Annotated in this window: 21 protein-coding genes; 15 read left to right on the plus strand and 6 right to left on the minus strand. The window is 68.5% G+C overall.

Annotated elements, in window-relative coordinates:
* The gene (locus CYFUS_RS24150; protein WP_198316739.1) at positions 1-1,866 is read right to left on the minus strand and encodes an ATP-binding protein; all 1,866 of its coding nucleotides are present in this window, start codon (positions 1,864-1,866) and stop codon (positions 1-3) included.
* A 64-nt stretch (positions 1,867-1,930) separates the two neighbouring features.
* Here CYFUS_RS24150 and CYFUS_RS24155 point away from each other — a divergent pair, with 64 nt between their 5' ends.
* Together CYFUS_RS24155 and CYFUS_RS24160 are read left to right on the plus strand one after the other, a co-directional pair.
* A complete protein-coding gene (locus CYFUS_RS24155) occupies positions 1,931-2,695 on the plus strand; it encodes a DUF3592 domain-containing protein (RefSeq protein WP_095987373.1) in 765 nt (254 codons plus the stop codon).
* 74 nt (positions 2,696-2,769) lie between these two features.
* On the plus strand, positions 2,770-4,491 hold the full coding sequence (locus CYFUS_RS24160; RefSeq protein WP_095987374.1) for an N-acetylmuramoyl-L-alanine amidase: 1,722 nt from the start codon (positions 2,770-2,772) through the stop codon (positions 4,489-4,491).
* Positions 4,492-4,514: 23 nt separating this feature from the next.
* Here the strand turns inward: CYFUS_RS24160 and CYFUS_RS24165 are convergent, their stop codons facing one another.
* The gene (locus tag CYFUS_RS24165) at positions 4,515-5,654 is read right to left on the minus strand and encodes a quercetin 2,3-dioxygenase (protein WP_095987375.1); all 1,140 of its coding nucleotides are present in this window, start codon (positions 5,652-5,654) and stop codon (positions 4,515-4,517) included.
* Positions 5,655-5,758: 104 nt separating this feature from the next.
* On the opposite strand from CYFUS_RS24165, the gene CYFUS_RS24170 reads away from it, so the two are divergent.
* Positions 5,759-6,658, plus strand: coding sequence for a LysR substrate-binding domain-containing protein (locus CYFUS_RS24170; protein ID WP_095987376.1), 900 nt, complete (start codon positions 5,759-5,761; stop codon positions 6,656-6,658).
* A 196-nt stretch (positions 6,659-6,854) separates the two neighbouring features.
* The gene (locus CYFUS_RS24175) at positions 6,855-7,859 is read left to right on the plus strand and encodes a zinc-dependent alcohol dehydrogenase family protein (protein WP_095987377.1); all 1,005 of its coding nucleotides are present in this window, start codon (positions 6,855-6,857) and stop codon (positions 7,857-7,859) included.
* A gap of 147 nt (positions 7,860-8,006) precedes the next feature.
* Here CYFUS_RS24175 and CYFUS_RS24180 read toward each other — a convergent pair whose 3' ends face one another.
* Both CYFUS_RS24180 and CYFUS_RS24185 read right to left on the minus strand, forming a co-directional pair.
* On the minus strand, positions 8,007-8,771 hold the full coding sequence (locus CYFUS_RS24180; RefSeq protein ID WP_157758616.1) for a glycosyl hydrolase: 765 nt from the start codon (positions 8,769-8,771) through the stop codon (positions 8,007-8,009).
* Between the two features lie 202 nt (positions 8,772-8,973).
* Positions 8,974-9,546: a TetR/AcrR family transcriptional regulator gene (locus CYFUS_RS24185; protein WP_095987379.1), complete on the minus strand. Its 573-nt coding sequence runs from the start codon at positions 9,544-9,546 to the stop codon at positions 8,974-8,976.
* 192 nt (positions 9,547-9,738) lie between these two features.
* On the opposite strand from CYFUS_RS24185, the gene CYFUS_RS24190 reads away from it, so the two are divergent.
* Positions 9,739-10,767, plus strand: a complete 1,029-nt coding sequence (locus CYFUS_RS24190; RefSeq protein WP_095987380.1) for an alcohol dehydrogenase — start codon at positions 9,739-9,741, stop codon at positions 10,765-10,767.
* Positions 10,768-11,168: 401 nt separating this feature from the next.
* On the opposite strand, the gene CYFUS_RS24195 is transcribed toward CYFUS_RS24190, so the two are convergent.
* A complete protein-coding gene (locus CYFUS_RS24195; protein ID WP_157758617.1) occupies positions 11,169-12,629 on the minus strand; it encodes a hypothetical protein in 1,461 nt (486 codons plus the stop codon).
* Positions 12,630-12,653: 24 nt separating this feature from the next.
* Here CYFUS_RS24195 and CYFUS_RS24200 point away from each other — a divergent pair, with 24 nt between their 5' ends.
* From CYFUS_RS24200 to xerD, 10 genes are all read left to right on the plus strand, one after another.
* Positions 12,654-13,529 carry a hypothetical protein gene (locus CYFUS_RS24200; RefSeq protein WP_095987382.1) on the plus strand — a complete coding sequence of 292 codons (876 nt, stop codon included), beginning with the start codon at positions 12,654-12,656 and terminating at the stop codon, positions 13,527-13,529.
* A gap of 89 nt (positions 13,530-13,618) precedes the next feature.
* Complete coding sequence (locus tag CYFUS_RS50840) at positions 13,619-14,443, plus strand: type VI immunity family protein (RefSeq protein WP_332468434.1); 825 nt, start codon at positions 13,619-13,621, stop codon at positions 14,441-14,443.
* Positions 14,444-14,705: 262 nt separating this feature from the next.
* Positions 14,706-17,393: a [protein-PII] uridylyltransferase gene (gene glnD / locus CYFUS_RS24210; RefSeq protein WP_095987384.1), complete on the plus strand. Its 2,688-nt coding sequence runs from the start codon at positions 14,706-14,708 to the stop codon at positions 17,391-17,393.
* A gap of 400 nt (positions 17,394-17,793) precedes the next feature.
* The gene (locus CYFUS_RS24215) at positions 17,794-18,261 is read left to right on the plus strand and encodes a general stress protein (RefSeq protein ID WP_002631351.1); all 468 of its coding nucleotides are present in this window, start codon (positions 17,794-17,796) and stop codon (positions 18,259-18,261) included.
* 39 nt (positions 18,262-18,300) lie between these two features.
* Positions 18,301-18,639, plus strand: a complete 339-nt coding sequence (locus tag CYFUS_RS24220; protein WP_002631350.1) for a hypothetical protein — start codon at positions 18,301-18,303, stop codon at positions 18,637-18,639.
* A gap of 16 nt (positions 18,640-18,655) precedes the next feature.
* Positions 18,656-19,621, plus strand: coding sequence for a hypothetical protein (locus tag CYFUS_RS24225; protein ID WP_232537739.1), 966 nt, complete (start codon positions 18,656-18,658; stop codon positions 19,619-19,621).
* A complete protein-coding gene (locus CYFUS_RS52870) occupies positions 19,549-19,878 on the plus strand; it encodes a hypothetical protein (RefSeq protein WP_232537740.1) in 330 nt (109 codons plus the stop codon). The genes CYFUS_RS24225 and CYFUS_RS52870 overlap by 73 nt, the downstream gene beginning before the upstream one ends.
* Positions 19,875-21,173 carry a cation:proton antiporter gene (locus tag CYFUS_RS24230; RefSeq protein ID WP_095987385.1) on the plus strand — a complete coding sequence of 433 codons (1,299 nt, stop codon included), beginning with the start codon at positions 19,875-19,877 and terminating at the stop codon, positions 21,171-21,173. Before CYFUS_RS52870 ends, CYFUS_RS24230 begins: the two co-directional genes overlap by 4 nt.
* Before the next feature lie 14 nt (positions 21,174-21,187).
* Entirely contained in the window at positions 21,188-21,802 is a 615-nt protein-coding gene (locus CYFUS_RS24235) for an L-threonylcarbamoyladenylate synthase (protein WP_095987386.1), read from the plus strand.
* A gap of 10 nt (positions 21,803-21,812) precedes the next feature.
* A complete protein-coding gene (gene xerD, locus CYFUS_RS24240; RefSeq protein WP_095987387.1) occupies positions 21,813-22,769 on the plus strand; it encodes a site-specific tyrosine recombinase XerD in 957 nt (318 codons plus the stop codon).
* 10 nt (positions 22,770-22,779) lie between these two features.
* On the opposite strand, the gene CYFUS_RS24245 is transcribed toward xerD, so the two are convergent.
* Positions 22,780-23,886, minus strand: a complete 1,107-nt coding sequence (locus tag CYFUS_RS24245; protein ID WP_232537741.1) for an AI-2E family transporter — start codon at positions 23,884-23,886, stop codon at positions 22,780-22,782.
* Between the last annotated feature and the right edge of the window lie 429 nt (positions 23,887-24,315).

The raw sequence follows: 24,315 nt of genomic DNA on the forward strand, positions 1-24,315 counted from the left end.
CTACCCCGGGCGCTCGCTCTGCATGGGCAGATCGATGGTGAAGGTGGCGCCCAGGCCCGGCCCCTCGCTCTCGCAGGAGAGGGTGCCCGCCATCTCGATGGCGGCCAGGGCGCTGATGTGCAGGCCGAAGCCATGCCCGTCCTTCTTGGTGGTGAAGCCCTGGGTGAACATGCGCGTCAGGTGCTCTGGCGAGATGCCCTGGCCATTGTCGCTCACCTGGATCCTCACCCGATCATCCGGCAGGGCCGCCAGACGGATGGTGATGCGCTTGTCGTCCCGCTCACTGTCGAGCAGCGCGTGGCGGGCGTTGCTGAGCAGGTTGAGCAGGATCTGCAACAGCTTGTGTCGGTCGAGCAGGATGGGAGGGATCTGCTCGTACTCGCGGCGGATGTCGATGCCCGAGCGCTGGAAGGAGACGGCGTGCAGCCGCAAGGCATCGTCGATGAGCTGGGACACCTTCACCAGCTCCACCGGCGCGGACACGCGCGCGTGCTCCTGCTGCATGCCGATGATGGATTTGACGTGATCCAACGCGTCGGTGAGGGTGCGCTGCTCGGCCAGCAGCGCCTGTTGCTCCTCGACGAGCTGCCGCGAGAGGGCGAGCATGTAGGAAGGCAGTTGCTGACCCCGGGGATCCTGCTCGAGGAACCTGCCCAGTGCCTCGCGGTGCGTGTGGATCAACTCCGCGGCGCGCACCATGCTGCCCACGCGCGAGGCGCGGATGCGCTCGGTGACCAGGTGCACCGAGACGTTGATGCTGTTGAGGGTATTGCCCACGTTGTGCAACAGCCCGGTGACCACCTCCGCCATGCCCGCCTGTCGCGAGACATCCACCAGGGAGCGGTGCATCTCGGTGAGCTTGTGCTCGGCCTCGCGGCGCTCGGTGACGTCCCGGCCGAAGAGCGTCACTCCGACCATCTGCCCGTCCTCGCCGAGCACGGGCTTGACGGAGATTTCCAGCACTTTCGGCGGGTTGCTCTCGAGGGATCCATCCTCGAGCCTCACGGACTGCCCGTGCAGCACCCGCTGGAGGATGTGCTCCATCTGCCGGTGTTGGGGGTCGTCGGAGAGCAGGGACTCGCCGGGGTGAATCTCCCGTCCAAAGCGGGCGCGGCAGTAGTCGCGCATCGCCGAGTTGGCGATGATGATCCGGCCTTGCATGTCCATCGAGCACACCAGGTCGTCGGTGTTCTCGATGAGCGTGCGCAGCTTGTGCTCGCTCTCATGCAGCGTGCGCAGCGCCTGTTCCCGGGAGACGCGTGCCTGGTCCAGCGCGGAGGCGTGCATCCAGCACACGCCCCAGATGCCCAGCATGAAGATGGCGGCGGACACGTCCAATATCCATAACTGGACCAGTTCCTGCCGCGGCATGCTTCCGAGCAGCGTGTAGCGCATCGGGTGGAGCACGCCCAGGACCAGGCAGACGGGGAGCGTGAGGAAGAATCCCAGGCGCGCGCCCACCAGATAGACGGACAACGCGGGCAGCAACATGGTCGCCGCGTGCGAGGCCGAGTAGGGCAGGTCCCGGGCGGTGCAGATGAACACGAGGGCCACGGCCAATGCTGAACAGACCAGGAGCGCCGTCTTCTGGGGCGAGCACTGACGGCGCAACCGCGCCAGCGCCAACGTGGTCACCCCCAGGATGAGGATCGCCAGCGGGCCTTGCACCCAGGGCTCGGGACTCCAGGGCAGCGCCAGCAGACTCAGCGCATTGAGCAGCAGCAGGCCGAGGGAAATGAGGATGAGCAGCCGGTAGCGGCCGAGATCCTCCGGGGGCGCCCGACGCAGGGGCTCGGAAAGAAAGACGTCCAACCGACGGAGCAACCGTCCCCCCGGCGTCAGCCAGGAGTTCTCTACCCCGAGCATCTTCGCTCCACTCTCGGTCTCCGGTTTCATGTCGGTACGGGAAGGTCTGTATAGGATGCGGGCCATGCAACTCGCCATTCCTCAAGCGCCCCGGCGCGTTTCGCTCATCCGTGTCCCTGGTGCCCTCGCCCGGCTCGGCCGGGTGTTGCTCGGGGGGCTCGCGCTGATGGTGGCCCTCGGGGCGGGAGCGGCGCTGCTCGGCCGCTTCGTCGTGGAAGAGCAGGGCTTTCTCGCGCGCGCCGAGCCGTTCGATGGTCAACTGGTCACCATGACCTTGCCCCCGCTGGACGAGCGCGACGGCGCCGAGGCACGCCTGGAGGTGCTCTATAATGTAGGGCCCGTGAGCTACTCGGCCAGTGGCGTGCGCGCGCGCGTCGAGGATGTCGAGGGCCTGGGCCGAGGTGCCCGTATTCCCTTGTTGGTGGATCCCCAGGTACCAGACAAGCCCCGGGAGGAGCGCCACGTGCGCGCCCGGGCGCGGGCCCTCGGGCTCGTGCCCTGGGGCGTGGTGCTCGGAGCACTCGGGGCCCTGGGCCTCTTCGCCTGGGAACTCAAACGGACACTGCGCGCGGAGCTGGAGCCGCTGCGCAAGGGCATGTTGGTGTGGCTGACGCCGGACTCGCCCCTGCCCGAGTCCCGCCGGGAAGCCATCTTCCCCGCCACCTATTGGAAGCAGGACCAGAAGCACGCGGTGCGCGCGCGCCTGCGGGGCGGCCGCGCCCCGGTGCGCAACGGGGACAAGGTGCTGGCGGCGGTGCTGTCCTCCCTGCCCGGAGAGGCCCGGGTCATCGACGAGGAGCTGGCCCGGACCCTGGAGTGGGTGCGCTGAGGGGCGAAAAATTGCCGGGGGGGGAGGGCCATGACACACGTCTGTAGCCCTCGCCCTACCTGGAGGCTTCGTTCATGCGCGCTCACCTCGCTCCGCTCCTGGCCCTGCTGCTGCCGCTCTCCGCCCAGGCGAAGCGGGATCCCGCCGAGGTCGCCTACGAGGAGGCGCGCCGCTCCTATTACGTCCTCAAGGACGACGCCGCGCGGCGCAAGCTGCGCCACCACTGGCTCAACGTGGCCAGCAAGTTCGAGGCCGTCGCCAGCCACTACCCCAAGAGCGAGCGCGCTCCGGACGCCCTCTACACCGCGGCCGAGCTGCTCAATTCGCTCAGTCGCCTCTCGTTCGTCGTGGAGGATCAGCAGGCGGCCATCGCCGACTACACCCGCGTGGTGGAGGCCCACTCGAACCACCGGCTCGCGGACGACGCGGCGGTGACGCTCGCGCGCATCTACTTCGAGCGGATGGATCAGCCCGAGACCGCGCGCCGCATCATCACCAGCTTCCTGGCCAAACACTCCAAGGGAGACCGGATCGCGGAGCTCAAGTCGCTCCTGGCCTCGCTCCCCCCGCCGCCCAAGGCGGCGCCCACGCCCGTGCGGAGCAAGCCCGCGGAGCCGGCGCCCGCGCCCGCCGTGGCATCCGCTCCGGCACCCGTCAAGCCGGCTCCCACGCCGCAGCCGCCGGTCATCCGCGTCGAGCTCAGCAAGCCCGCGGAGCCCGCCGCCGCGCAGGCCTCGGCCACGACGGGAGGCGAGCGGCCCGGCTCGTCGCCGTTGCTCGACGCCATCAGCCAGCAGGCGCGGGATGCGTCCGCCACGCCGTCGTCCCCGGCCGAGACGAAGACCGCCGAGACGAAGTCGGTGGAGACGAAGACCGCCGAGGTGAAGGTCGCCGAGACGAAGCCGGTGGAGCCCAAGGCCGTGGAGGTGAAGTTCGCCGAGACGAAGGCGGGGGCGGCGCCCACGTCGGCCGAGCTGCTCGAGGCGAACAAGCCCGTCACCGCGGCGGTGGACGAGCACATGGCGCAGGCGCGGCTCAAGGCCGCGGCGAAGGTGTCCAACGGCGCGGAGCTGACGCTGGCGGAGCAGCTCGGGTTGAAGGTGCGCCGGGTGGTCATCGACGCGGGGCACGGTGGGCATGACACGGGCGCCATCGGCCGCAAGGGGTTGAGGGAGAAGGACGTGACGCTGGTCATCGCGCGCAAGCTCGCGCGGGAGCTACGCGAGCGCGGCCTGGAGGTGCTGCTCACGCGTGACGAGGATCGCTACCTGAAGCTCGAGGAGCGCGCGCGACTGGCCAACGACACCCGGGGTGATCTCTTCATCTCCATCCACTGCAACTCGGCGACCACGTCCAAGCTGCGCGGCATCGAGACCTATACGCTCAACACCTCGGCGGACCGCTACTCCATCCGCCTGGCGGCGCGCGAGAACGCCTCCTCGGAGAAGGGCATCAGTGACTTGCAGTTCATCCTGGCGGACCTGGCCACCAAGGCGAACACCGAGGAGTCCACGCGGCTGGCCAACCAGGTGCAGCGCAACCTGGTGAGCCACCTGTCGGCGAACTACTCGGACGTGAAGAACCTGGGCACGAAGGAGGCGCTGTTCTACGTGCTGTTGGGCGCGAAGATGCCGGCCATCCTCGTGGAGACGTCCTTCCTGTCCCACCCCGAGGAGGAGAAGCGGCTGGGCTCGGAGGCGTACCAGGACGAGGTGGCCCAGGCCATCGCCCAGGGCGTGGAGGACTTCGTCGGGGGCCGCCGCCAGGTGGCCAAGGCGCCGACGGCGGTGCCGTAGCGGTCGGCCCCCGTCGGCCGCGCCTACTGCTTCGGCGCGGGTGACTCGACGAGCTTCAAATCCAGCTCGTTGATCTTCGCGAGCACCCGATCGAAGCGGAAGGGCAGCGGCTTCTGGGGATAGACATACCCGTCGTACTTGTCGCCCAGGGTGCGGAAGAACGACTCGAAGAGCCCCGGGGTGAGGAATCCGACGAAGCGCGTATAGGGGCTGTTGAGCTGGTAGGCGTGGATCGTGCGGGCGGGCACGTGGACGAAGTCGCCCGGGTACACCTTCAGCGTCTCACTGTTGGCCCGCATCGTCATGGAGCCATCCAGGCAGAAGAAGTTCTCCGTGTGCTTCTCGTGATAGTGCGCCGGGATCATCGGACCCGGAGGGCCCTCGGTCATGACGGCGATGAACCTGCCATCGCTGTTCTTCTGATCGCCGAGGAAGGTGAAGAGCTGATCTCCCGCGACCATTCTCTGGCCCTCGCCGGCGGCGAGCACGTAGGGCACGTTCTTGTCGGGAATGGTGGCGTTCTGGACGCGCTGGGGCGTGCCCTTGGCGAGGGGTCTGGCGTCGAACCGGACATCCGCGCTGGCCTCCGCCTTCTTCTTCAGGTCCGCCGCGATCGTGGGGTCCACCTTCTCCGGCTGGACATGGCCGGCGTAGGCCTGGCCGAGCGCCTTGTAGAGCGGCCCCACCTCTTTTCCGGTGGACCAGGACATGAGCTGCGTCCGGTGGCTCAGCATCTTGAGGGCGTGTGGCGTCCCCGGGGGGATGCTGGCGTAGTCGCCCCGGTGCATGAGGTAGTGCCCATTGCCCAGCCAGACCTCGACCTCGCCGTCGAGCACCAGGAGGGCCTCGTGTGAACGGGCGTGGGTGTGCAGGGGGAAGTTCGCGTCGCGCCCGCCCGTCAGGATGGCGATCTCGAACATCTCTCCGGTGTCCTCTCCACGGGCGATCAGCGTCGCGACCAGCCCGCCCACCAGCCACCGCTCGCCCTCACCATTCCTGAGGTAATAGGGCGCGAGCTGCCCGGGCAGCTTGCCTTGCGGCACGACCTTCTGGATGTCGGTGGCGCCGTTGTCCTGCGCGTGGGCGCTCCGCATGGGAACGGCGGCCATCATCAAGGCGCAGGACAGCGTCCACGCGCTCGGCTTCAGCCAATGCGAGTTCATTCACGTCTCTCTTTCCGTGGGGCGGGTTCGACTCACAACATGCCGTGGCCGGATAAAGAGTTCCAATATATAGAAAGGGCTTCACTCATCACTGGGACTGATGAATGGAGCTGCGCCATCTTCGCTATTTCGTCACCGTGGCCGAGGAGCTTCACTTCGGCCGGGCCGCCAGGCGGCTGGGCATCGTGCAGCCCGCGCTGAGCATGCAGATCAAGTCGTTGGAGGAGGAGCTGGGGGTGCGGTTGTTGAACCGGACCCGGCGCACGGTCGAGCTCACCGAGGCGGGCAGGCTCTTCCTGGAGGAGGCACGCCGGACGCAAGAGCAGGCCGAGCGGGCGGCCCGGGTGGCGATCCGGGCGGGCCGGGGGGAACTCGGGCGCCTCGACATCGGGTTCTCGTTCAACGCCGCGCTCTCGGGCGTCCTGGCCCGGGTGCTCAAGGCCTTCCGGCAGCGCGCGCCGGACATCGAGCTGGTGTTCCACGAGATGCACCCGAATGACCAGGTCGCGGCGCTCCTGGAACGGCGCCTCCACGTCGGCTTCATCACGGCCCCCTCGCACTCCATGCCCGCGGAGCTGCTCACGGCGAGGGTGGGGGCCTGGCGGTTGATGGTGGCCCTTCCCGCCGATCACCCGCTGTCCAGACGGGACAGTGTTCCGGTGGAGATGCTGATGAAGGAGTCGTTGATCGACTATTCCAGTGCGAGGGCCGAGCTGGGCATTCCCACCATCGAGGGCATCGCGGGCTTCGTCTCCCGCACCGCCTATCGCGGCACCAACATCATGGCGGGCCTCAATCTGGTGGCCGCGGGATTCGGAGTCACCCTGGTGCCCGAGTCCATCGTTCGGATGAACATCGACATCGACGTCGCCTACCGTCCGCTCACCGGGGTGCGCGCGAGGATGGAGACGTCCATTGCCTACCGGCGAGACGAGCAATCTCCGGCCGTGCAACGTTTCGCCGAGGTCGTCCAGGCATTTCCTAGGACATTCACCAATGGGTAACCATGGTGATGGCGAGTGGCCCTCATCGTCTCCGAGGACCTCAAGCAGGCCATGGATGCGGAGGGCATCACCGGCACACGCTTCGTTGAGGTGTGATGCAAGACATTCCTCGAAGGTGCGGCTGCCACGCCATGAGGGATGTCCCCACCTGGTCATTGGCACGTACTATCTTCGGCCTCCAACGAGGGAGGACGGGATGCGCGCGATCAGGCTGAGGAAACCTGGTGGGCTCGAGCGGCTGGTTCTCGGAGAGGTGGAGCTGCCGCCAGTTGGCAAAGGTGAAATCAGGGTGCGGCTGCACGCCAGCTCACTCAACTACCACGACTACTTCGTCGTGACGGGCAAGGCCCCGACGTCGGACGGCCGCATCCCGATGTCCGACGGTGCCGGCGAGGTGGTCGAGGTGGGGCAGGGGGTCACCGGGTTCGCGCCCGGTGACCGGGTCGTCAGCACCTTCTTCCCTCGCTGGCTGGGCGGCGAGCCGACGATCGAAAGTCTGTCCTCGGTGCCCGGCGACGCGGACGACGGCTATGCGCGCGAGGAGGTGGTGGCGCCCGCGACCGCCTTCACCCGCGCGCCGGCCGGCTACAGCCACGCCGAGGCCGCGACGCTCACCTGCGCCGGGCTCACCGCCTGGCGCTCACTGTTCGTGGAGGCAACGCTCCTGCCCGGTGAGACCGTGCTCGTCCAAGGCACGGGCGGCGTGTCGATCTTCGCGCTGCAATTCGCCAAGGCCGCCGGTGCGCGCGTCATCGCCACCTCGTCCTCCGACGAGAAGCTCGAACGGCTGACCGCACTGGGTGCGGACCATGTCATCAACTACAGACGAGACGAAGCCTGGGGTGTCACCGCGAGGCGGCTGACCGGCGGGCGCGGAGTCGATCATGTCGTCGAGATCGGTGGCGCCGGTACGCTCACGCAGTCGATCGCGGCCTGCCGCCTGCGGGGCCACATCGGGCTCATCGGCGTGTTGGCGGGCTTCGCCGGCGAGGTGCCGACGGCCGCCATCATGTCGGGCAACGTGCGGATCAGCGGACTGACCGTTGGCTCGCGCGAGCAGCAGCTCGCGATGATCCGCGCCATCGAGGCGAACGGCATCAAGCCGGTGATCGACTCGAGCTTCCCGCTCGAAGGCATCGCCGACGCCTTCCGCCGCCAGGAGTCGGGTCGCCACTTCGGCAAGATCTGCCTCGAGTGGTGAACCCAGCCGGGTGAGTGGAGCAATCCAGGTCTCTTCGTCGAAGGAAGGGGAAACGGCCTTCACGTTCACCCTGAAGACGGACACGCCCGGACCGTCCCACGTGGACAGTCCGGGCGTGCAACGTGTCAGCGGATACTGAGCCGCGGCTCAGAAGAGTTGCACGTAGCGCGCCGCGGAGTTGGGCATGCGGGTGTTGGGGTTGAGGATCCAGCGGCGGTTGTCCCTGTCCACGTTGAAGAGGACCTCGTAGAGGACCTTGCCGGCGCCGGTGCCACCGTTGACCTTGAAGAAGTTGTGCATCTGCTCGATGAACAAGGGGGAGTCACCGTTGTCCGCGTTGCCGGACCACTCGGAGATGGACAGGGGCAGACCCACGCTCCTGGCGAACTCGAGGTGCCTGGCCAGACCCTTGGGAGCGCCGTAGCCGTCGGTCTGCTGGATGGCATTGTTCCAGTCGGTCACCGTCGCGACATAGGGGTACTGGTTGTAGTAGTCCACGCCCATCACATCGACATAAGCGGCGCCGGGGAACGTCTTGCGCCAGTCGATGCCCGAGCTCACGGACTCACGGTTGACGTTGAACACCAATTTGGCGGCCGGGAAGATCTCCTTCTGCAACGCGCGGTAGCGCTTCCAGGCGGTGATGAAGGACGTCGCGTCGCTCGAGGTGACCTTCCAGGGGTACCAGTTGCCGTTCATCTCGTGGGCGAAGCGGATGTAGACCGTGCCCGTGCGGCTGGTCAGGGCGCCGGCGAGCGTGCCCTCGAGGGTGCCGGGGGCGTCGTCGAGGGACGCGGTCTCCTCGAGGGGTCCACCGCAGGCCGCGGAGAGGGCGAGCACCGCGGCGGCGGTCATCAGCCGGGGGAAGCGCTTTCGAGTGAAGAGAGGGGACAGGGTGGCCGACAGATTCATGGAGAACCGCTCCATTGGGGTAGGTTGAAGTCTGCGGCGAACCCCAGGAGCAAACTCCAGACCAAGGCCAAAAACCCGGGAAACGCGAGAGCGCTCCCTCCGGGCGGGCCTGTTGCCACGCGGCCACTGTCCTGAGCGGAGAACAGGACCTGTTCACTCGAGCGGACAGGTGCCCGTTACCGCGCGCTTCAAGAACCCCGGATCAGCGGAGGATGGAGCGGAACGTGACTTCGAGGTAGTCGTCCAGGGGCTCCCGGTTCTTGACGACCTTCATCCTCAGGACCGCTCCCTGCCAGGCATTCACGAGAAAGCGCGCGGTCCGCGCGGGATCCAGTCCGCTCGCGAGCCGCCCGTCGCGCTGCGCCTCGCGCAAGGCCTTCTCCACGAGCCCGGTCCACTGATCCAGGGCGCGTTCGACCGCCTCGCGAACGAGGGGCGCGCTGTGGGAAAGCTCGTTGCCCAGACTGCCGATCAAACAGCCGCGCTCGAAGTCCTGGTGGACGAGGCGCGTCACCAGGAAGTCGACGTGGTCGCGCAAGCGCTGCACGGGATCGCGCGTTTCGTCCATCAGGATGTCGAGGCCGACACTCTGGCCGTACCGCTCGATCGCCTCGACGGCCATCGCTTCCTTGGACTTGAAGTGATTGTAGAAGGAGCCCTTGAGCGCACCCGCCGACTCGACGATCTCCTGAACGCCGCAGGCGTTGTAACCAAGCAGATGGAAGCGATCCAAGGCCGCCTCCACGATCTTCTCCCGGATGCTGGGTCTTCCCACGTGTCCGCTCCCGCTGTGCTCGTTTCGCTCTAGATAATGGGGGCCGGTCCACGAGGGCAACGCTCTTGCCCCCTGGCGGCCACCCGACCTCCTCCCCAACGAAAGAACGCCAATTCGCTTGACCCCTGTCCTCACGCCTCGTATTTGTACGACCGGTCATATTTAAGTGATTCAGAGAAGGGAACGACGCACATGTCCGCAGCTACCTATCGAGCGGTTCAGGCCCTGGGTGGAGGCAGGTTGGAGCTCGTGGAGCGCCCGCTGCCCAGGCCCGGCCCCGGGCAGGTCCTCCTCACGGTCGAGGCCTGCGGCATCTGTCACACCGACGCGCTGACGGTCGAAGGTGGCTTTCCGGGACTCGAGTACCCCCGGGTGCCAGGGCACGAGGTGGTGGGCCACATCGCCGCGGTGGGCGAGCGGGTCGCCGCGCGTTGGAAGGTGGGCCAGCGCGTGGGCGTGGGCTTTCTGTCCGGGCGCTGTGGGGAGTGTGAGTCCTGCCGCCGGGGCGACTTCGTCAATTGCGCCAGCCAGCCGCTCACCGGCATTCATTTCGATGGCGGTTATGCCGAGGCGATGATCGCCGATCAGCATGGCCTGGTCGCGATTCCCGAGGAGTTCAGCGCGGTCGACGCGGCGCCGCTGCTCTGCGCCGGCGTCACGACCTTCAATGCGTTGCGCAAGTCGCCGGCACGGCAGGGCGATCTGGTGGTCATCCAGGGGATTGGCGGACTCGGGCATCTCGGAATCCAGTTCGCCCGCCACATGGGCTATCGCACCGTGGCGATCGCGCGCGGCGCGGGCAAGAAGGCGATGGCGCTGGAGCTGGGCGCCCACCACTACATCGACAGCGCGGCGGAGGATCCGGCGAAGGCGCTCCAGGCGCTCGGCGGCGCGAGCGTCATCGTCGCCACCGCCTCCAGTCCGGCGAGCATGGGGCCCCTGCTGGGAGGGTTGAAGAGCCAGGGGAGGCTGGTGATCGTCGGCGCGGGCGCGGAGCCGTTGCAGGTCCCCGTCACCGAGCTGCTGTTCGGCGAGCGTTCCATCTCGGGCAGTAACACGGGTTCCCCGGTCGAGGCCGAGGACATGCTGAACTTCAGCCTGCTGCGGGACATCCGCGCCCGGATCGAGACCCTGCCGCTGGCGCGGGCGGCGGAAGGCTACGCCAAGATGATGCGCAACGAAGCGCGCTTCCGCATGGTGCTGACCACCGGCGTCAAGTGAAGACAAACAAGGTCCGCGACGGCGAATCGCCGACGCATGAACCGTGGCAACCCGAAGGAGTCGACATCATGAGCCAGAATGGATTGCAGGTAACCGTTCACCGGGTTGAGGCGTCCGGACGAGATGGTGGCGCGCCTGTAGGATGCTCGACGTTGTTGATGCTAGCCAAACCAAGACACGCTCCTGTCATGGACCGTGGAGCGACTCTCGGGAGAGCGCCGCTATGTGGACCCCATCACCGTGATTGGTGAGACCTCGACCGATTCACTCCAGCAATACTGGCCCCAGGTGGTCGACTTCCTGCTGGAGCGCGCCCGACAGGCGGCCTGAGTCAGCCAGAGCTATTCATCCCCGCCGCGTCCGGATCCCCCGCGCGAAGCCCGGGAGGGTCCCTCCTCAGTTCAGGGCAGCTTGCCCTTGCCCGCGAAGGCTTGCATCCACACGTGCTCATTCCGGGCCCGGGGCTCGCAGGACTCCTCCTGCAACGGGGCCAGGGGCCAGCGGTAAAAGGCAGCCTGCTTCAATGCCTCCTCCCACTTTCCCAATTCCACCCACAAGTCGATGCTTTCCTCCCGTGTCGCGCTGTGCCCCGTCAACTCGGAGCCGAACATCTGGAGCCGCAATCCCATCTCCAATTCCAGACGTGAGCGCTGTTCGCGCAGGCACGCCCCCACTTCCCACAGCAGTCGTCCCATCCACCGCTGCTCATCCTCGATCAGACGGGCCCTGCTGGCCCTGGCCCGCCGCAGGAGCCACGAGCCGAGGGACACTCCCTGGGCCAGGGAAGCCATCCCCCAGGCATGGTGGCCGGGCGCGTACATCATGTCGATACGCCCCAGCATCTCCCGGAAGAACTGCTCACTCGAGGGCTGCTTCCACTCGGGCAGCGCGACGAGCTTTTCGAGCGCCTCCAAGTCGCGCCGCTCGAAGGGAGCCTCGGGCGAACTGCCGGCCAGGAAGGAGAGCAGAGCGAGCTGGAGGGTCCGCGGGGAAGGCCCGGCGAGTTGCCCGAGCCGCTCCTCCACCGCGGACAGCAGGAACAGACGCAGCGGCGCTTGTTCTTCGAGGGAAAGGAGTTGCTCACGTAGCGCCATGAGGAGCGGCTCGGACTGGCTGGCGCGAACCTGCTCGAGCAGCCACTGTTGCTCCTCCTCCGCCAACACTGAGTACAGCACCATCAACGGCAAGCGCCAGGTCTCGTCGCTCGGCGACCGGGTGAACCCGTCCGAGATCACGTGATTCCACTCCAGCGGTTCGGGGAGCAGGGTGCTCTTGCTGAAATCGGGCCGTCCGAGCGCCTGCCAGGCGTCGAAGAAGGCATGGCGCCAGTCGGGAGCACGGGGCCGGCGCTCGGCGAGCTCCAGCAGCAAGCGTGCCTCTGGGGTGTCCCGAACCGAGGGGTGTGAGAGAACCTCCGGCACCAGGTCCAGCCGATCTGTGTGCATGTACCAGCACGCGGACAACACCCGGGCCGGTGCGTAGGTGGGAGCGAGCTCGATGGCCTTGGCCAGCCTGAGGCTCGCTTTCGGGCTGCCCGCGAAGCAGGGCCAGGTGGCCTGCTGGGTTATCAGCACGGCGAAGGCTTCATCGCCCATTCTCCCCTCGGCCGGTGCCCCCCTCGCCAGCCCTGCTTCCGCCTCATATCCGTCGACGGGCCCCTCTTCCTCATCCTCGACGCGCCTCTCGCGTTCGCCGAGCCACTTGAAGGCGGCCCATCCACCTCCCGCCGCGGCGGGCACCAGGCCGAGCAGGGTCCAGCGCAACACCCGGCGGCGCGACCAACGATGCGTCCGCCCTCCGGCCTCCTCCGGCGGCTGCTCGCCACCCGGGGTTGCCAATCCGTCCTTGGTGGATGTGCTCATGGTGTCCCGGCTCCCGATGCTAGCGTGAGCACCATGCTCCCCACCATGAAGAACGGGCCCCTGCTGCTCCTGGCCGTGCTCCAGGCGGGATGTCTGGCGGAGTCGGAGCCCGACGAAGTGGCGGTGAAGTGCGGTCCACGAGACCTGACGCCTGAATGCTGCCTCAAGCAGAACCCCGGCCAGTGGGAGCGCTGCACCGGCTCCACCGAGATGGCGGCGGCAGCGAAGCGCGCCCCCTCCCTGGGGATGAAGGCGGTGGCCGCCGGCACGGCGGCGACCGTTGCGGTGATGATACCCCAGATCGGCTCGGCCGAGCGCCGGGGCGCGGAGTTGGCTGCGGACCTGCGCTCGAAGATCGAGAAGGCCATCGCGCAGTGCACCCGCAAGGCGGACCAGAAGATCAACGACTACCATTTCAAGGGCAAGAGCCCGAGCGCGGAGCTTTGCAATCAGGTCAAGGTTGGCGACCGGACGACGTGGGCGGCGTACCTGGGGCTCTTCAAGCACGAGCAGGCCTGGCCGTGCCTGCGCGAGGCGCTGAACAAGTTGATATCGCCGGCTCGTTACCGGCTCCGTCCCCGCTTCCAGTTCAACAGAAAGAGCGGGAAATGGGTGTTCATGGAGGAGGACTGGGTGAGCCAGATCGTGACGGAGCAGGGCTGGAAGGGTCTGGCGGGCACCATCGAGCCGGACATCATCATCCTGGATGAGAAGGGCATCATCGTTCGCGTGTACGATCTCAAGTTTCCCTGCCCGGAGACCAGCCCGGCTAATTGGACAAGGTATACTGAAGGTGATTGGCGCTACGATACACAGGGTGAGGTCTATTATAGAATTCTCAATGTAACCCCTCAGCTCGTCTCCCCACGGTGGGGAGTGGAACAGATCGAGCTCGAGTAGGAGGCGTCCCCATGCGATACCCGAGATTGCGGCACCACACCAAGGGCGGCCGGTTGGTCGCGAGCGATGCCTTGCTCATGAGCTTCTACATGCGGCACCCCAACGAGCGAATCGCTCCCGCCGTCTTGCGAGCTCTACAAATCATTCGCGAACAGATACACCCCTACCAACTCGCCTGGTATGACGCAGGCGAGGGACAACTCGATCCACTCGACGACTCCGCATGGGAAAGGCTCCGCATGCGAGCATTGAAGCCAGAACCAGACCCGTCGGCATATCTGGTACTGGATGGCGAATCCATGAGAGTGGATGAGCTCCGCGTGCACTACGTGGGGTTTGATGTCTGCCCACCTCCCTTGTCAGCGCATAAGAACGAAGCAAGCGTCCTGTATGTGCGACTCCCCACGGAGTTCCTGGAGGAACGAGGCGCGGACCGGGTCCGTGCCTTGGCCCTCGATCTGGCCGCGGAACTCCCCTTCAACTCGGGGTATGTGGACTTCGTCCTCTGTTCGGACGGCTTTCGTTCTGGCGAGGCCCTCAAACTCATCCGGCCGCGCTACCCGGGAGTGCACCTCGCCGTGAGCAGGGCGAGACTTCGCATGAACACCTGGGTGGACGGGGTGCACTGGATGAACTTCCTCGGGGAGCCCGTGCTCGGGAAGATCGGCGGCATGCCCGGTCTGCGCGCGCACCTGGCACTCCCGGGTATCTCCCTCCAGGAGATGAGCGGAGACCGGGTGCTCATCACCCTGGGAGAGCAACCGGAGGTCGGAGACGTGGAGGCGGGCCAGACGCTCCCCCTGCACCGCGCGCTCGCCCGGCTCCTCCAACCCCACCTGTATCACAGTGACCTGGATGACCTCTACCCGACCACCGAGGAACTACTCCGCTGGGAGCGCCGCTTCCTGGACTGATCCTGGGCGTTCACCAGCGGGGAGCGGATAGCGCCCCCCGGAAGATTGCGCGTTCCGGTTTCTCGGCCGGGCAGGCCGCTGGACTTCACTTCGGCTGGCGTCGGGCTCACGCCCATCCTCAGCACGCAAGTCGCATCGGTGTTCCGCGCATCTCAGGAGGGCGGTTCGACGAGGTCTGAACGCCCAGGGGCATCTGACGCTTGGGGCCAGGCCCGGACCTGAGCGATGGTGGACGGGACGACCGACCGGTTCCGAGCCCTCCATGAGCGTCCCGCCCATCCCGTCTCCCCCCGCGGCCACCCACCACGAGACCTTTGGCTCGCTCCCGGTGTTTCCCTCCGGTGGCCCCGCGGATCGTCTGCCCCGGGCCCGGGAGTACCTGCGCGAGGCTTCCTCCCGCGTCGAGGCCTTCCATCGCGGCGGCGCCGCCGGCCTGTCCACCAGCCGCCTTCTCGCCGCCACCACCGACGCGCTCGTCCAGGGCCTCTTCTCCGAGCTGTCCGCCGAGCTCAATGCCCCTCCGGGCCTCGCCCTCGTGTCCCTCGGCTCCTACGGCCGCCGCGAGCTGTCCCCCCACTCGGACCTGGATCTGCTCCTCCTGCGCCCCCCGGGTGTCCCCGAGGCCGCCGCCGCGCCGCTCGCTCGCGCCTTCCCCACGCTCCTGTGGGACTTGAAGCGCGCCGTCGGCTGGAGCGCCCGCTCGCCCGACGAATGCATCCGCGCCGCCGACGGCGACCAGACCATCCGCACCGCGATGCTCGACGCGCGCTTCCTCACCGGCGACGCCGCCACCTTCGCGCTCTTCACCCAGAACGTCCTGCCCCGGCTGCTCACCCACCGCGCTGACGCCTACATCCAGGAGAAGGCCCAGGAGCTGCGCGCCCGCCGCGAGAAGTTCGGCGACTCCGTCTTCCTGCTCGAGCCCAACCTCAAGCAGGGGGAGGGGGGCCTGCGCGATCTGGAGACGGCCCTGTGGATCGCCCGGGTGCGCTTCCACACGCGCGGCCTCACCGGTCTGCTTCAGCAGTCCATCCTCCCGGGCCCGGAGGTGGCGCGCCTCAAGGCCGCGCGCGACTTCCTGCTTCGCATCCGCCACCACCTGCACTTCCTGCGCGGACGCAAGGAAGACCGGCTCACGTTCGACTTGCAGGAGGAGGTGGCGCGCTTCCTCGGCTACCAGCAGGGGCCCGTGCTGCCCGTGGAATCCTTCATGCGCGATGACTACCTCGCCGCCAGCGCCATCCGCCAGGCCGCCGACGCGCTCATCGCCCGCTGCGAGGAGCTGAGCGCCGCGCGCCGCGTCTCCTTGCTCCCGGGGCGCCGGCTGGGTCCCTTCCGCGTCTTCCACGGCAAGCTCACCGTGTCCGACCCCGCGCTGTTCACCCGCGAGCCCGCCTCGATGCTCGACTTCGTGCGCACCGCCGAGGAGCACGGCCTGACGCTCTACTCGTGGGCCCGGGGGCAGGCGGTGCAGGCCCTGCCCGCGCTGGAGGCCGCCCGCGCCACGCCCGCCGTCACCGCCGCCTTCAAGGCCCTCTTCGCCCGGCCCGGCACCCGGGGCGAGCTCCTCTTCGAGCTGCATGACATGGGGCTGCTCGGCGCGGTGGTGCCCGAGTTCGGCCGCGTCACCGCCCACCACCAGCACGACCTGTACCATGTGTACACCGTCGACGTGCACACGCTCTTCGCCGTGCGCCGCCTCTACACCCTGCGCGCTGGAGACCTGGTGGCGCAGGAGCCCGAGCTGTCGCGCGAGATGCGCGAGCTGTCGGACCCGCTCCCGCTCTACCTGGGCATGCTCCTGCACGACGCGGGCAAGGGCATGGGGGGAGACCACTCGGAGAAGGGCCGCCTGTTGATGGTGGCGCTCGGCGAGCGGCTGGGCCTCACCGCGCGCCAGCGCGAGGTGGCCGAGTTCCTCGTGAAGGAGCACCTGGCGATGAGCCACACCGCGCAGCGCCGCGACCTGAGCGATCCGGCGCTCATCGCCGACTTCGCCCAGCGGGTGGGGGACGTGGAGAAGCTCACCTGTCTCTACCTGCTCACCTGGGCGGACATCAGCTCGGTGGGGCCGCGCATGTGGACGGCGTGGAAGGGGCAACTGCTGCGCGAGCTGTATGACAAGACGCGCGCGCACCTGGTGGGCCGGAGCGCGCCCACCGGTGGTCCGCTCGTGCGCGAGCGCTTCCTCGCGCGCTGGGCCCGCGTGCTCGGCGAGGCGCGGGCACTCGAGCTGGAAGGCAGCCTCCCCGAGCGCTACTTCCTCGGGACGGATCCCTCGCGCGCCACACTCCATGGCCGGCTGCTCGCCCGGGCCGCGCGCCAGCCCCTGGCCGCCGCCCTGCGCCACCACCCGGACGCGGGCTCCAGCGAGCTCACCCTCGCGGCCCGGGACAGACCGGGTCTGCTCGCGTTGCTCGCCGGCGTGCTGTCCGCCCACCGCATCGACATCCTCTCCGCGCGCATCGTCTCCACCTCGGACGGGCTGGCGCTGGACGTGTTCGACGTGCGGCCTCCCCAGGGACAGCGCCTGGAGCGCTCGCGCTGGCGTCAGGCCCGGGCGGACCTCCTGCGGATCCTCACGGGCGCGGCCCCCATCGAGGAGGTGCTGCGCCGGCGCCGCGCGGGCGCGCTGCCGCAGCGGCACCTGCCCCCCGTGGCGCCCCGGGTGACGGTGGACAACCGCGCCTCGCGGGACTTCACCGTGGTGGATGTGCTGGCGCGCGATCGCGTGGGCCTGCTGCACGCCATCGCCTCGGCCCTCACGCGCTCGGGAGCGAGCATCGCCCTGGCCAAGGTGTCCACCGAGGCCCACCGCGCCATGGACTCGTTCTACGTCACGCGCGAGGGCGCCCGGGTGGAAGGCGCGGGAGGGGAGGCGGCCCTCGTGGACGCCATCACCGCCGCCCTGGAGGCCCTGGAGCACGAGGGCTCCGCCCCGCGGCACTGAACGTCCCCGGACGGCTCCTGGTGCCCGTGGCGGACGGGAAGGCGAGCCCTCTCCAGGCCGCCCGCCCGAGGATCCGGATTCCAAGCCAGAGCTCGCCGGGGCCGTTACCCCTCACGTGATCGCCCACCCGCAGGGTGCCGGGGTGGGAGATCTATCGGGAATCCACAACGCGGGCTGGTGTGTTCTCAACATTGAAGCGTCCAGGCGGACAGGCCGTAGTCTGGCGTGCATGGAGGGCTTTTGAGCATAAGTAACTGAAATCATTGGGGTTTCAGATGCATCCCACCAGTTGTGAACGGCTGGCGGAGTACAGAGCTTGCTTGCATCGGGGCGCCTCCGTCCCAAGTTTTCAAGCAAGGGGCACCCTCGTGGGGACGGGGCAACGCAGGAGGAGAAGGACATGCAACAGGACAAGGACAACAAGGGCAGCATGACGGTGGCTGAGGCGGGGCGTAAGGGCGGAGAGACCGTGCGCAACGAGCGAGGTCGCGAGTTCTACGAGACCATCGGCCGCAAGGGCGGCGCGACGGTGAAGGCCGAGCGCGGCCGTTCGTTCTACGAGGAGATCGGCCGCAAGGGCGGCGAGACGGTGAAGGCCGAGCGTGGCGCCAAGTTCTACGAGGAGATTGGCAAGAAGGGCGGAGACCGGGTGAAGGCCACGCGGGGACCGAACTTCTACGAGGAGATCGGCCGCAAGGGTGGGCAGAAGGTGAAGAAGCTCATCGAGGAGGGCAAGCGCGCGGCGCGAGCGCTGCAGGAGGCCCAGGCGGGCGCGGCGGCGGCTCCGGCGGCTCCAGCGGCTCCAGCGGCCGAGGAGGAGCGTGCGCCGGTGGCGGCCGACGAAGCCACCCCGGAGCGCACGGAGTAGCGTGACGGGAGGGGCACGGACCGGATAGACACCGGAGCCGTGTACCTCTTGCTCGCTTTTCTCGACCATGTGGACCAGCCTGAACGAGCCATCCGGCGGTTCCGGGACTTTGGGATTCCCGAGCCGCTGGTCGTCCGGGCCCGGAGCGCCGCGGCCACGTTGTCGGCCGAGGTTCCCGTCTTCGCTGGCCTGCGCGGACTCGCGCTCGGGGCGGACGAGGACAAGCTGATCCTCGTGAGTGTGCTGCAGTCCCTGCCCACCGAGGAGGTGGAGCGGCTGGTGCAGCGCGTGCAATTGGAGATGGACGCGGATGATCCGCCCATGGGCCGGCTGGTGGCCCTGCCGGTGATCGGAGCGCCCCTGCATCGACGGGAGTGACGGCGCGCGCCCGGCGGTGTTAAGCACCCGGGTCGTGCAGGCCCTGCTCGTTCTTCTCGCCATCTCGGCGTTGTCGCTGCTGGCCTCCCACCGCCGGGTGCTGGAACCGAGCCATTCGCCGGTCCTGGTGCAGCTCGCCGCCAGTGGCCTGCTCTTCCTCGCCCTGGGCGCGGTGTTGGGGCCGGATCTGTTGGGATTGCTGTCCTGGAGCGACTTGAACTCGCTGCAGCCGCTGCTGTCCCTGGGGCTGGGGGTGGCGGGGATGAGCGTGGGGTTGGATCTGGAGCCGCGGCTGTTGAGGCTGCTGCCGCGCGAGGTGTACGTGGCGGCGCTGGCGCACTCCGGGACGGCCTTCCTGTGGGTGGCGCTGCCCCTGGCCGGGCCGCTGCTGTTCACGCTGGGGCTGCCGCCGGGCAAGGCGGTGGGGGCGGCGGCGTTGCTGGGCGCGGCGGCGAGCCTGTCCTCGGGACACTTCGCGGTGCTGGGCTACCGCAGTGGACGCATGGAGCGGCGCACGGGGCTGTCCGTGGCGCTGCTCACCATGTTGGACGATCTGGTGGGCCTGGGGGTGCTCATGGTGGCGCTCACCTTCGGCGCGGCGGCGCATCCCGGGGAGGGGTTGGGGCTGGTGGCGCTCGCGCTGCTCTTGGGGGTGGCGTGTGGTGGGCTGATCGCCATCCTCATGCAGGGGCTCAACGATCAGGGCGAGCTGATGGCGGTGCTGCTCGGCGGGGTGGCGCTCGTGTCCGGCGCGTCGGCCTACCTGCGCGTCTCCACGCTGCTGACGGGGGTGGCGTGTGGGGCCACGTTGGCGCTGGTGGGCGGCCGGGCGGTGTGGGGGCGGCGCGCGTGCTCGGCCGCTTCGAGCGGCCCGCGTACCTGCTGCTCATCTTCCTGGTGGGGGCGCACGTGCAGCCGCGGGACGTGCTCGCGTGGGCGCTGGTGCCGGCGTACCTGGGGTTGCGCTTCCTCGGCAAGGTGATGGGGGGCGCGCTCGCGCAGCGCTTCGCCGGCCAGACCCTGGCGCTGCCGCCGCGGCTGGGCTACGCGCTCATCGCCCAGGGCGGGCTCGCGTTGTGCCTGGTGGTGGAGTACCTGGTGCTGGTGCCCGGCCCCCTGTCGCAGCGGGTCTTCGACGTGGTGGTGGCGGGGGCGCTCATCAACGAGGTGCTCGGCCACTGGGCCTTCAGCCAGGTGCTCTCCCCCATCACCTCGAGGATGAGGGGAGGGGTGCGATGAAGCCCGCGCTGATGCGCCTGCTGTTGTTGCTGGTGCTGCTCGCGGCGATCTCCCGGGCCCAGCTGTGGCGGGTGGACACGGGCACGTCGGTGGCGCTGGCCGCCGGGGCGCTGCTGCTGTGTGGCCTGTTCGCGGGCAAGGTGGCCAAGGGCGTGGGGCTGCCCCGGCTCACGGGCTACCTGCTGGTGGGCGTGGCGGTGGGGCCGTACGCGCTGGGCTTCATTCCCGGCGCGGGGGTGAAGGGGTTGGAGCTGGTCAAGGGGCTCGCGGTGAGCCTCATCGCGCTGGTGGCGGGCACGGAGCTGGAGTGGGGGCTCATCCGCCGGGTGGGCATCAAGGTGGTGACCCTGTGCTGCCTGGTGTGTGGCATCACCTTCCTGGTCATCTTCGGCGCGCTCCTCGCGCTCCGGCCGTGGCTGCCCTTCCTCGCGTCCATGACGCTGGCGCAGGCGCTGGCCGTCAGCGCGCTCATCTCCATGGTGGTGGTGTCCTTCTCGCCCACCGTCACCATCGCCATCGTGCAGGAGACGGCCGCGCGCGGCTCCTTCACCGAGTTCCTCATGGCGCTCGTCATCATCGGCGACCTGGTCGTCATGGTGGGCTTCGCCGTGGCGGCGGGCCTGGCGCGGGCGAGCTTCGGCGGCGGGCTGGACGTGGGCGGGCTGGTGACGGGGGTGGGGTGGGAGTTGTTCGGCTCCATGGTGGTGGGCGCCGTGCTGGCGCTGTGCCTGCTGCTGTACATGCGGCAGGTCAAGCGCGAGCTGCCCCTGTTCCTGGTGGGGCTGTGCTTCGCCTCGGCGGAGGCCGGCGCGCGCATGCACCTGTCTCCGCTCATGGTGTCGCTGTCGGCCGGAGCGCTCATCGTCAACCTGGATCCGCGCGAGGGCGAGCGCATCCACCACGCCATCCAACGCGCGGGCCTGCCCATCTTCGCGCTCTTCTTCGCCGCGGCCGGCGCGGGGCTCCAGCTGAGCACGCTCTTCATGGTGGGGCCGGCGGCGATGCTGCTCGTGGTGTTGCGCGCCGTGGCCATCTATGGCTCGTGCCGGCACTTCGCTCCGGCGGAGGATCCCCGGCTGCGGCAGAACCTGTGGATGGGACTCATCTCCCAGGCGGGCGTCACCTTCGGTCTCGCGGCGCTCGTCTCGCGCACCTTCCCCACCTTCGGCCCCCAGGTGGAGGTGCTCATCGTGGCGATGATCACCGCGCACGAACTCATCGGCCCCGTCCTCACCCGGCGGGCCATCCAGCGCAGCGGCGAGTCCCACGCGGATGAGTCGCCGGGCGCGGCCTAGCGGAGAGACACCCCATGGCGCCAGTCGCACCCATCCTCGAGGTCAACGCGGAGCACCCCCAGCCCCGGCACGTGCAACGCGCCGTGGACATCCTCTCCGGCGGCGGCGTCATCGCCTACCCCACGGACACCTACTACGGCCTCGGGTGCGATCTCGGCTCGAAGAAGGGGATTGAACGGCTGTACAAGCTCAAGGGGCGCGACCGGAAGAAGCCCCTGTCCATCCTGTGTCCGGATCTCTCGGACGTGGCGAAGTACGCGCACGTGAGCAACTTCGCCTACCGGACCATGAAGGGGCTGACGCCCGGCGCCTTCACCTTCATCCTCGAGGCCACGCGGCTGATGCCCGAGGTGATGATGTCCAAGCAGAAGCAGGTGGGCATCCGGGTGCCGGACTCGGAGCTGGCGCGTGCGCTGGCCGCCGGGCTGGGCCGTCCCCTCGTCACCACCTCGGCCACGGACCTCGAGGGCGAGCCGCTCACCGACGCGCGGAGCATCAAGGACGCGCTCGGCCACGGGTTGGATCTCATCCTCGACGCGGGGGTGACGCTGCTGGAGGCCAGCACGGTGGTGTCGCTCATCGGCGATCAGATCGAGGTGTTGCGCCAGGGCAAGGGCCAGCTGGACTGAGGGGCGCGGCATGGAAGCCTATCTGGATGCGTTCATCGCCTTCATCCGCGCGGAGCGGGGACTGTCGGGCAAGACGGTGGATGCCTACGCGGCGGACCTGGCGGTGTACTTCGCGGAGCTCAAGCAGCGGGACATCACCCAGCCCGAGCGCGTCAAGGCCGAGGACATCCTCCGCCACCTGTCGGCGCTCAACGCCCGGGGGCTGTCGCGCCGCAGCCAGGCGCGGCACCTGGCGGCCATCCGTGGCTTCCACCGCTTCCTGGTGGCCGAGAAGTACGTGGAGAAGGATGCCACCGAGGACATCGACACGCCCCGCTCGGCGCGCAAGCTGCCCGTCTTCCTCACCCTGGAGGAGGTGGAGCAGTTGCTCGCCGCGCCCGAGGAGCGCACCCCCGTGGGTCAGCGCGACAAGGCGATGCTGGAGGTGCTCTACGCCACGGGCCTGCGCGTGAGCGAGTTGGTGGGGCTGGGCATCAACGACATCCAGCTGAGCGCGGGCTACCTGGTGGCCAAGGGCAAGGGCTCCAAGGAGCGCATCGTCCCGGTGGGCACCATCGCCGCGGAGAAGGTCCAGGCGTACCTGGAGGGCGCGCGGCCGGTGCTGCTGGGCAAGCACGAGTCCAAGGCCCTCTTCGTCACCCCCCGGGGAGATGGCTTCACCCGGCAGGGCTTCTGGAAGCTGCTCAAGCGCTACGCGCTCAAGGCCGGCATCCGCAAGCCGCTGTCGCCGCACAAGCTGCGCCACTCGTTCGCCACGCACCTGGTGGAGCGCGGCGCGGACCTGCGCGCGGTGCAGGCCATGCTGGGCCACGCGGACCTGGCCACCACGCAGATCTACACCCACGTCAACAGCGCCCGCCTGCGCGCGGTGTATGACCACGCCCATCCCCGAGGAGATGACGTGCGCGGACGGGGCGGCAGCATGGGCGGCAAGGCACCCGCGCGCAAACCCGCCCGCAAGACGTAGCCCCGCCGGGTCAGGGCACGGGCACGCGATCGCCGAGCTTCTCGCGGCGGATGAGCAGCAGCTCGCGCAGGATGATCTGCGAGGTCGCCATCAGCGGCACCGCCATCACCGCGCCGATGATGCCGGCGAGCTCCCCGAAGAAGACCACGGCGAACAGGGTGAGCAGCGGGTTGACGTGCACCGTGCGCCGGAAGACGAGGGGCGCGAGCACGTTGCCCTCCGTCACCCCGTAGAGGACGAAGTAGACGAAGACGAGCAGTGCCTTCCAGACACCCGCCGTGGCGAGCGTCAGCAGGGTGACGAAGCCGCCCGCGACGATGGGCCCCGCGTAGGGCACGAGGCTGGAGAAGCCACTCGCGATGCCCAGGGGCAGGAAGAAGGGCATGCCGAGCAGGGCCAGGCACGTGGAGGTCAGCAGGGCGTTGATGCTGCAGATGAGGGTGAGGCCGCTCAGGTAGCCGCCCGTCGCGCTGTACACCTTCTCCAGGACGCGCTCGTAACGGGGCCGGCGCTCGGGCAGCGCCTGCGAGAGGATCCGCTGGACGAGCCCCGGGCCGAAGACGAGCATGAACACCATCAGGAAGATGACGGTGATGGTCGCGCCCACCAGGCTGAAGGCCCCGGTGACGGCGGTGAGAATGGGCGGCAGCGCGCCCGAGGCCAGCCCGGCGGGGCCCTGTTCCTTGGGTTGGAGCTGAGCCACGACGTTGAAGCGCTGATCCACCAGCTTGAACAACCGCGAGGAGCGCACCTTCTCGATGAGCTCCGGTGCCTCGTTGGCCAACGCCTCGCCCTGGGTGATGGCGGCCGGAATGACGATCAGCGCGAGCGTCGTCAGGACGACCAGCACCGCGGCGAGCACCACGGCGATGGCGGACCTCCGTTTGAACCTCGCGCGTTGCACGAGCAGGCTCACGAGGTGATCCAACGCCATGGCGAACAGGGCGGCGAGTCCCGTGAGGATGAGCGCCGCCTCCGTCTTGACGATGAGCACCGCGAACACGGCCACCGCGAGCACCGCGAAGCAGACGGTGAAGGCGGTCTTGAGGGTGACTTGAGACGGTTGTCCGATCGACGACTCGATGTCCGCGTCCGCCACGTGTACCAACCCCCTCACCCCGACACATCCCCAGTGCCCAGGGTGTGTCCGGACTCGGGCGGCGGCAACATCCGCTCGGCCGCCTGACCGCTCCCCGAGCGTCTGCCCGCGTCACGTGGATGCAGCCCCCGCTCGCACTTGCCTTCAGGCCACCTTGGGGAAAGTCCACCTCGGTGCCGGCGACCACGTTGAGGTAGTTGGTGAGCACGTTCTGCGCGACCGCGGTGATGACCTCGACCCTTCGACGGGGACCCCAGGTGAACCAGGTGGGGAGGCCGGTTGGGATGAGAGCTATTCCAGGCCAGACCGTACCTCCAAAGGGTGACCGGATCCTCCCTCGAAATGGGGATTTCGAAGAATCCTGGAAACCGGTAGCTTGAAAGGATTCCCTGTTTGCGAGACCGGCTCCAACCTTCGTTCAATCAAGGCGGCAATCATGTTCCAGAA

Origin of the sequence: Cystobacter fuscus (genome assembly GCF_002305875.1) — a bacterium.
Classification (GTDB): domain Bacteria; phylum Myxococcota; class Myxococcia; order Myxococcales; family Myxococcaceae; genus Cystobacter; species Cystobacter fuscus_A.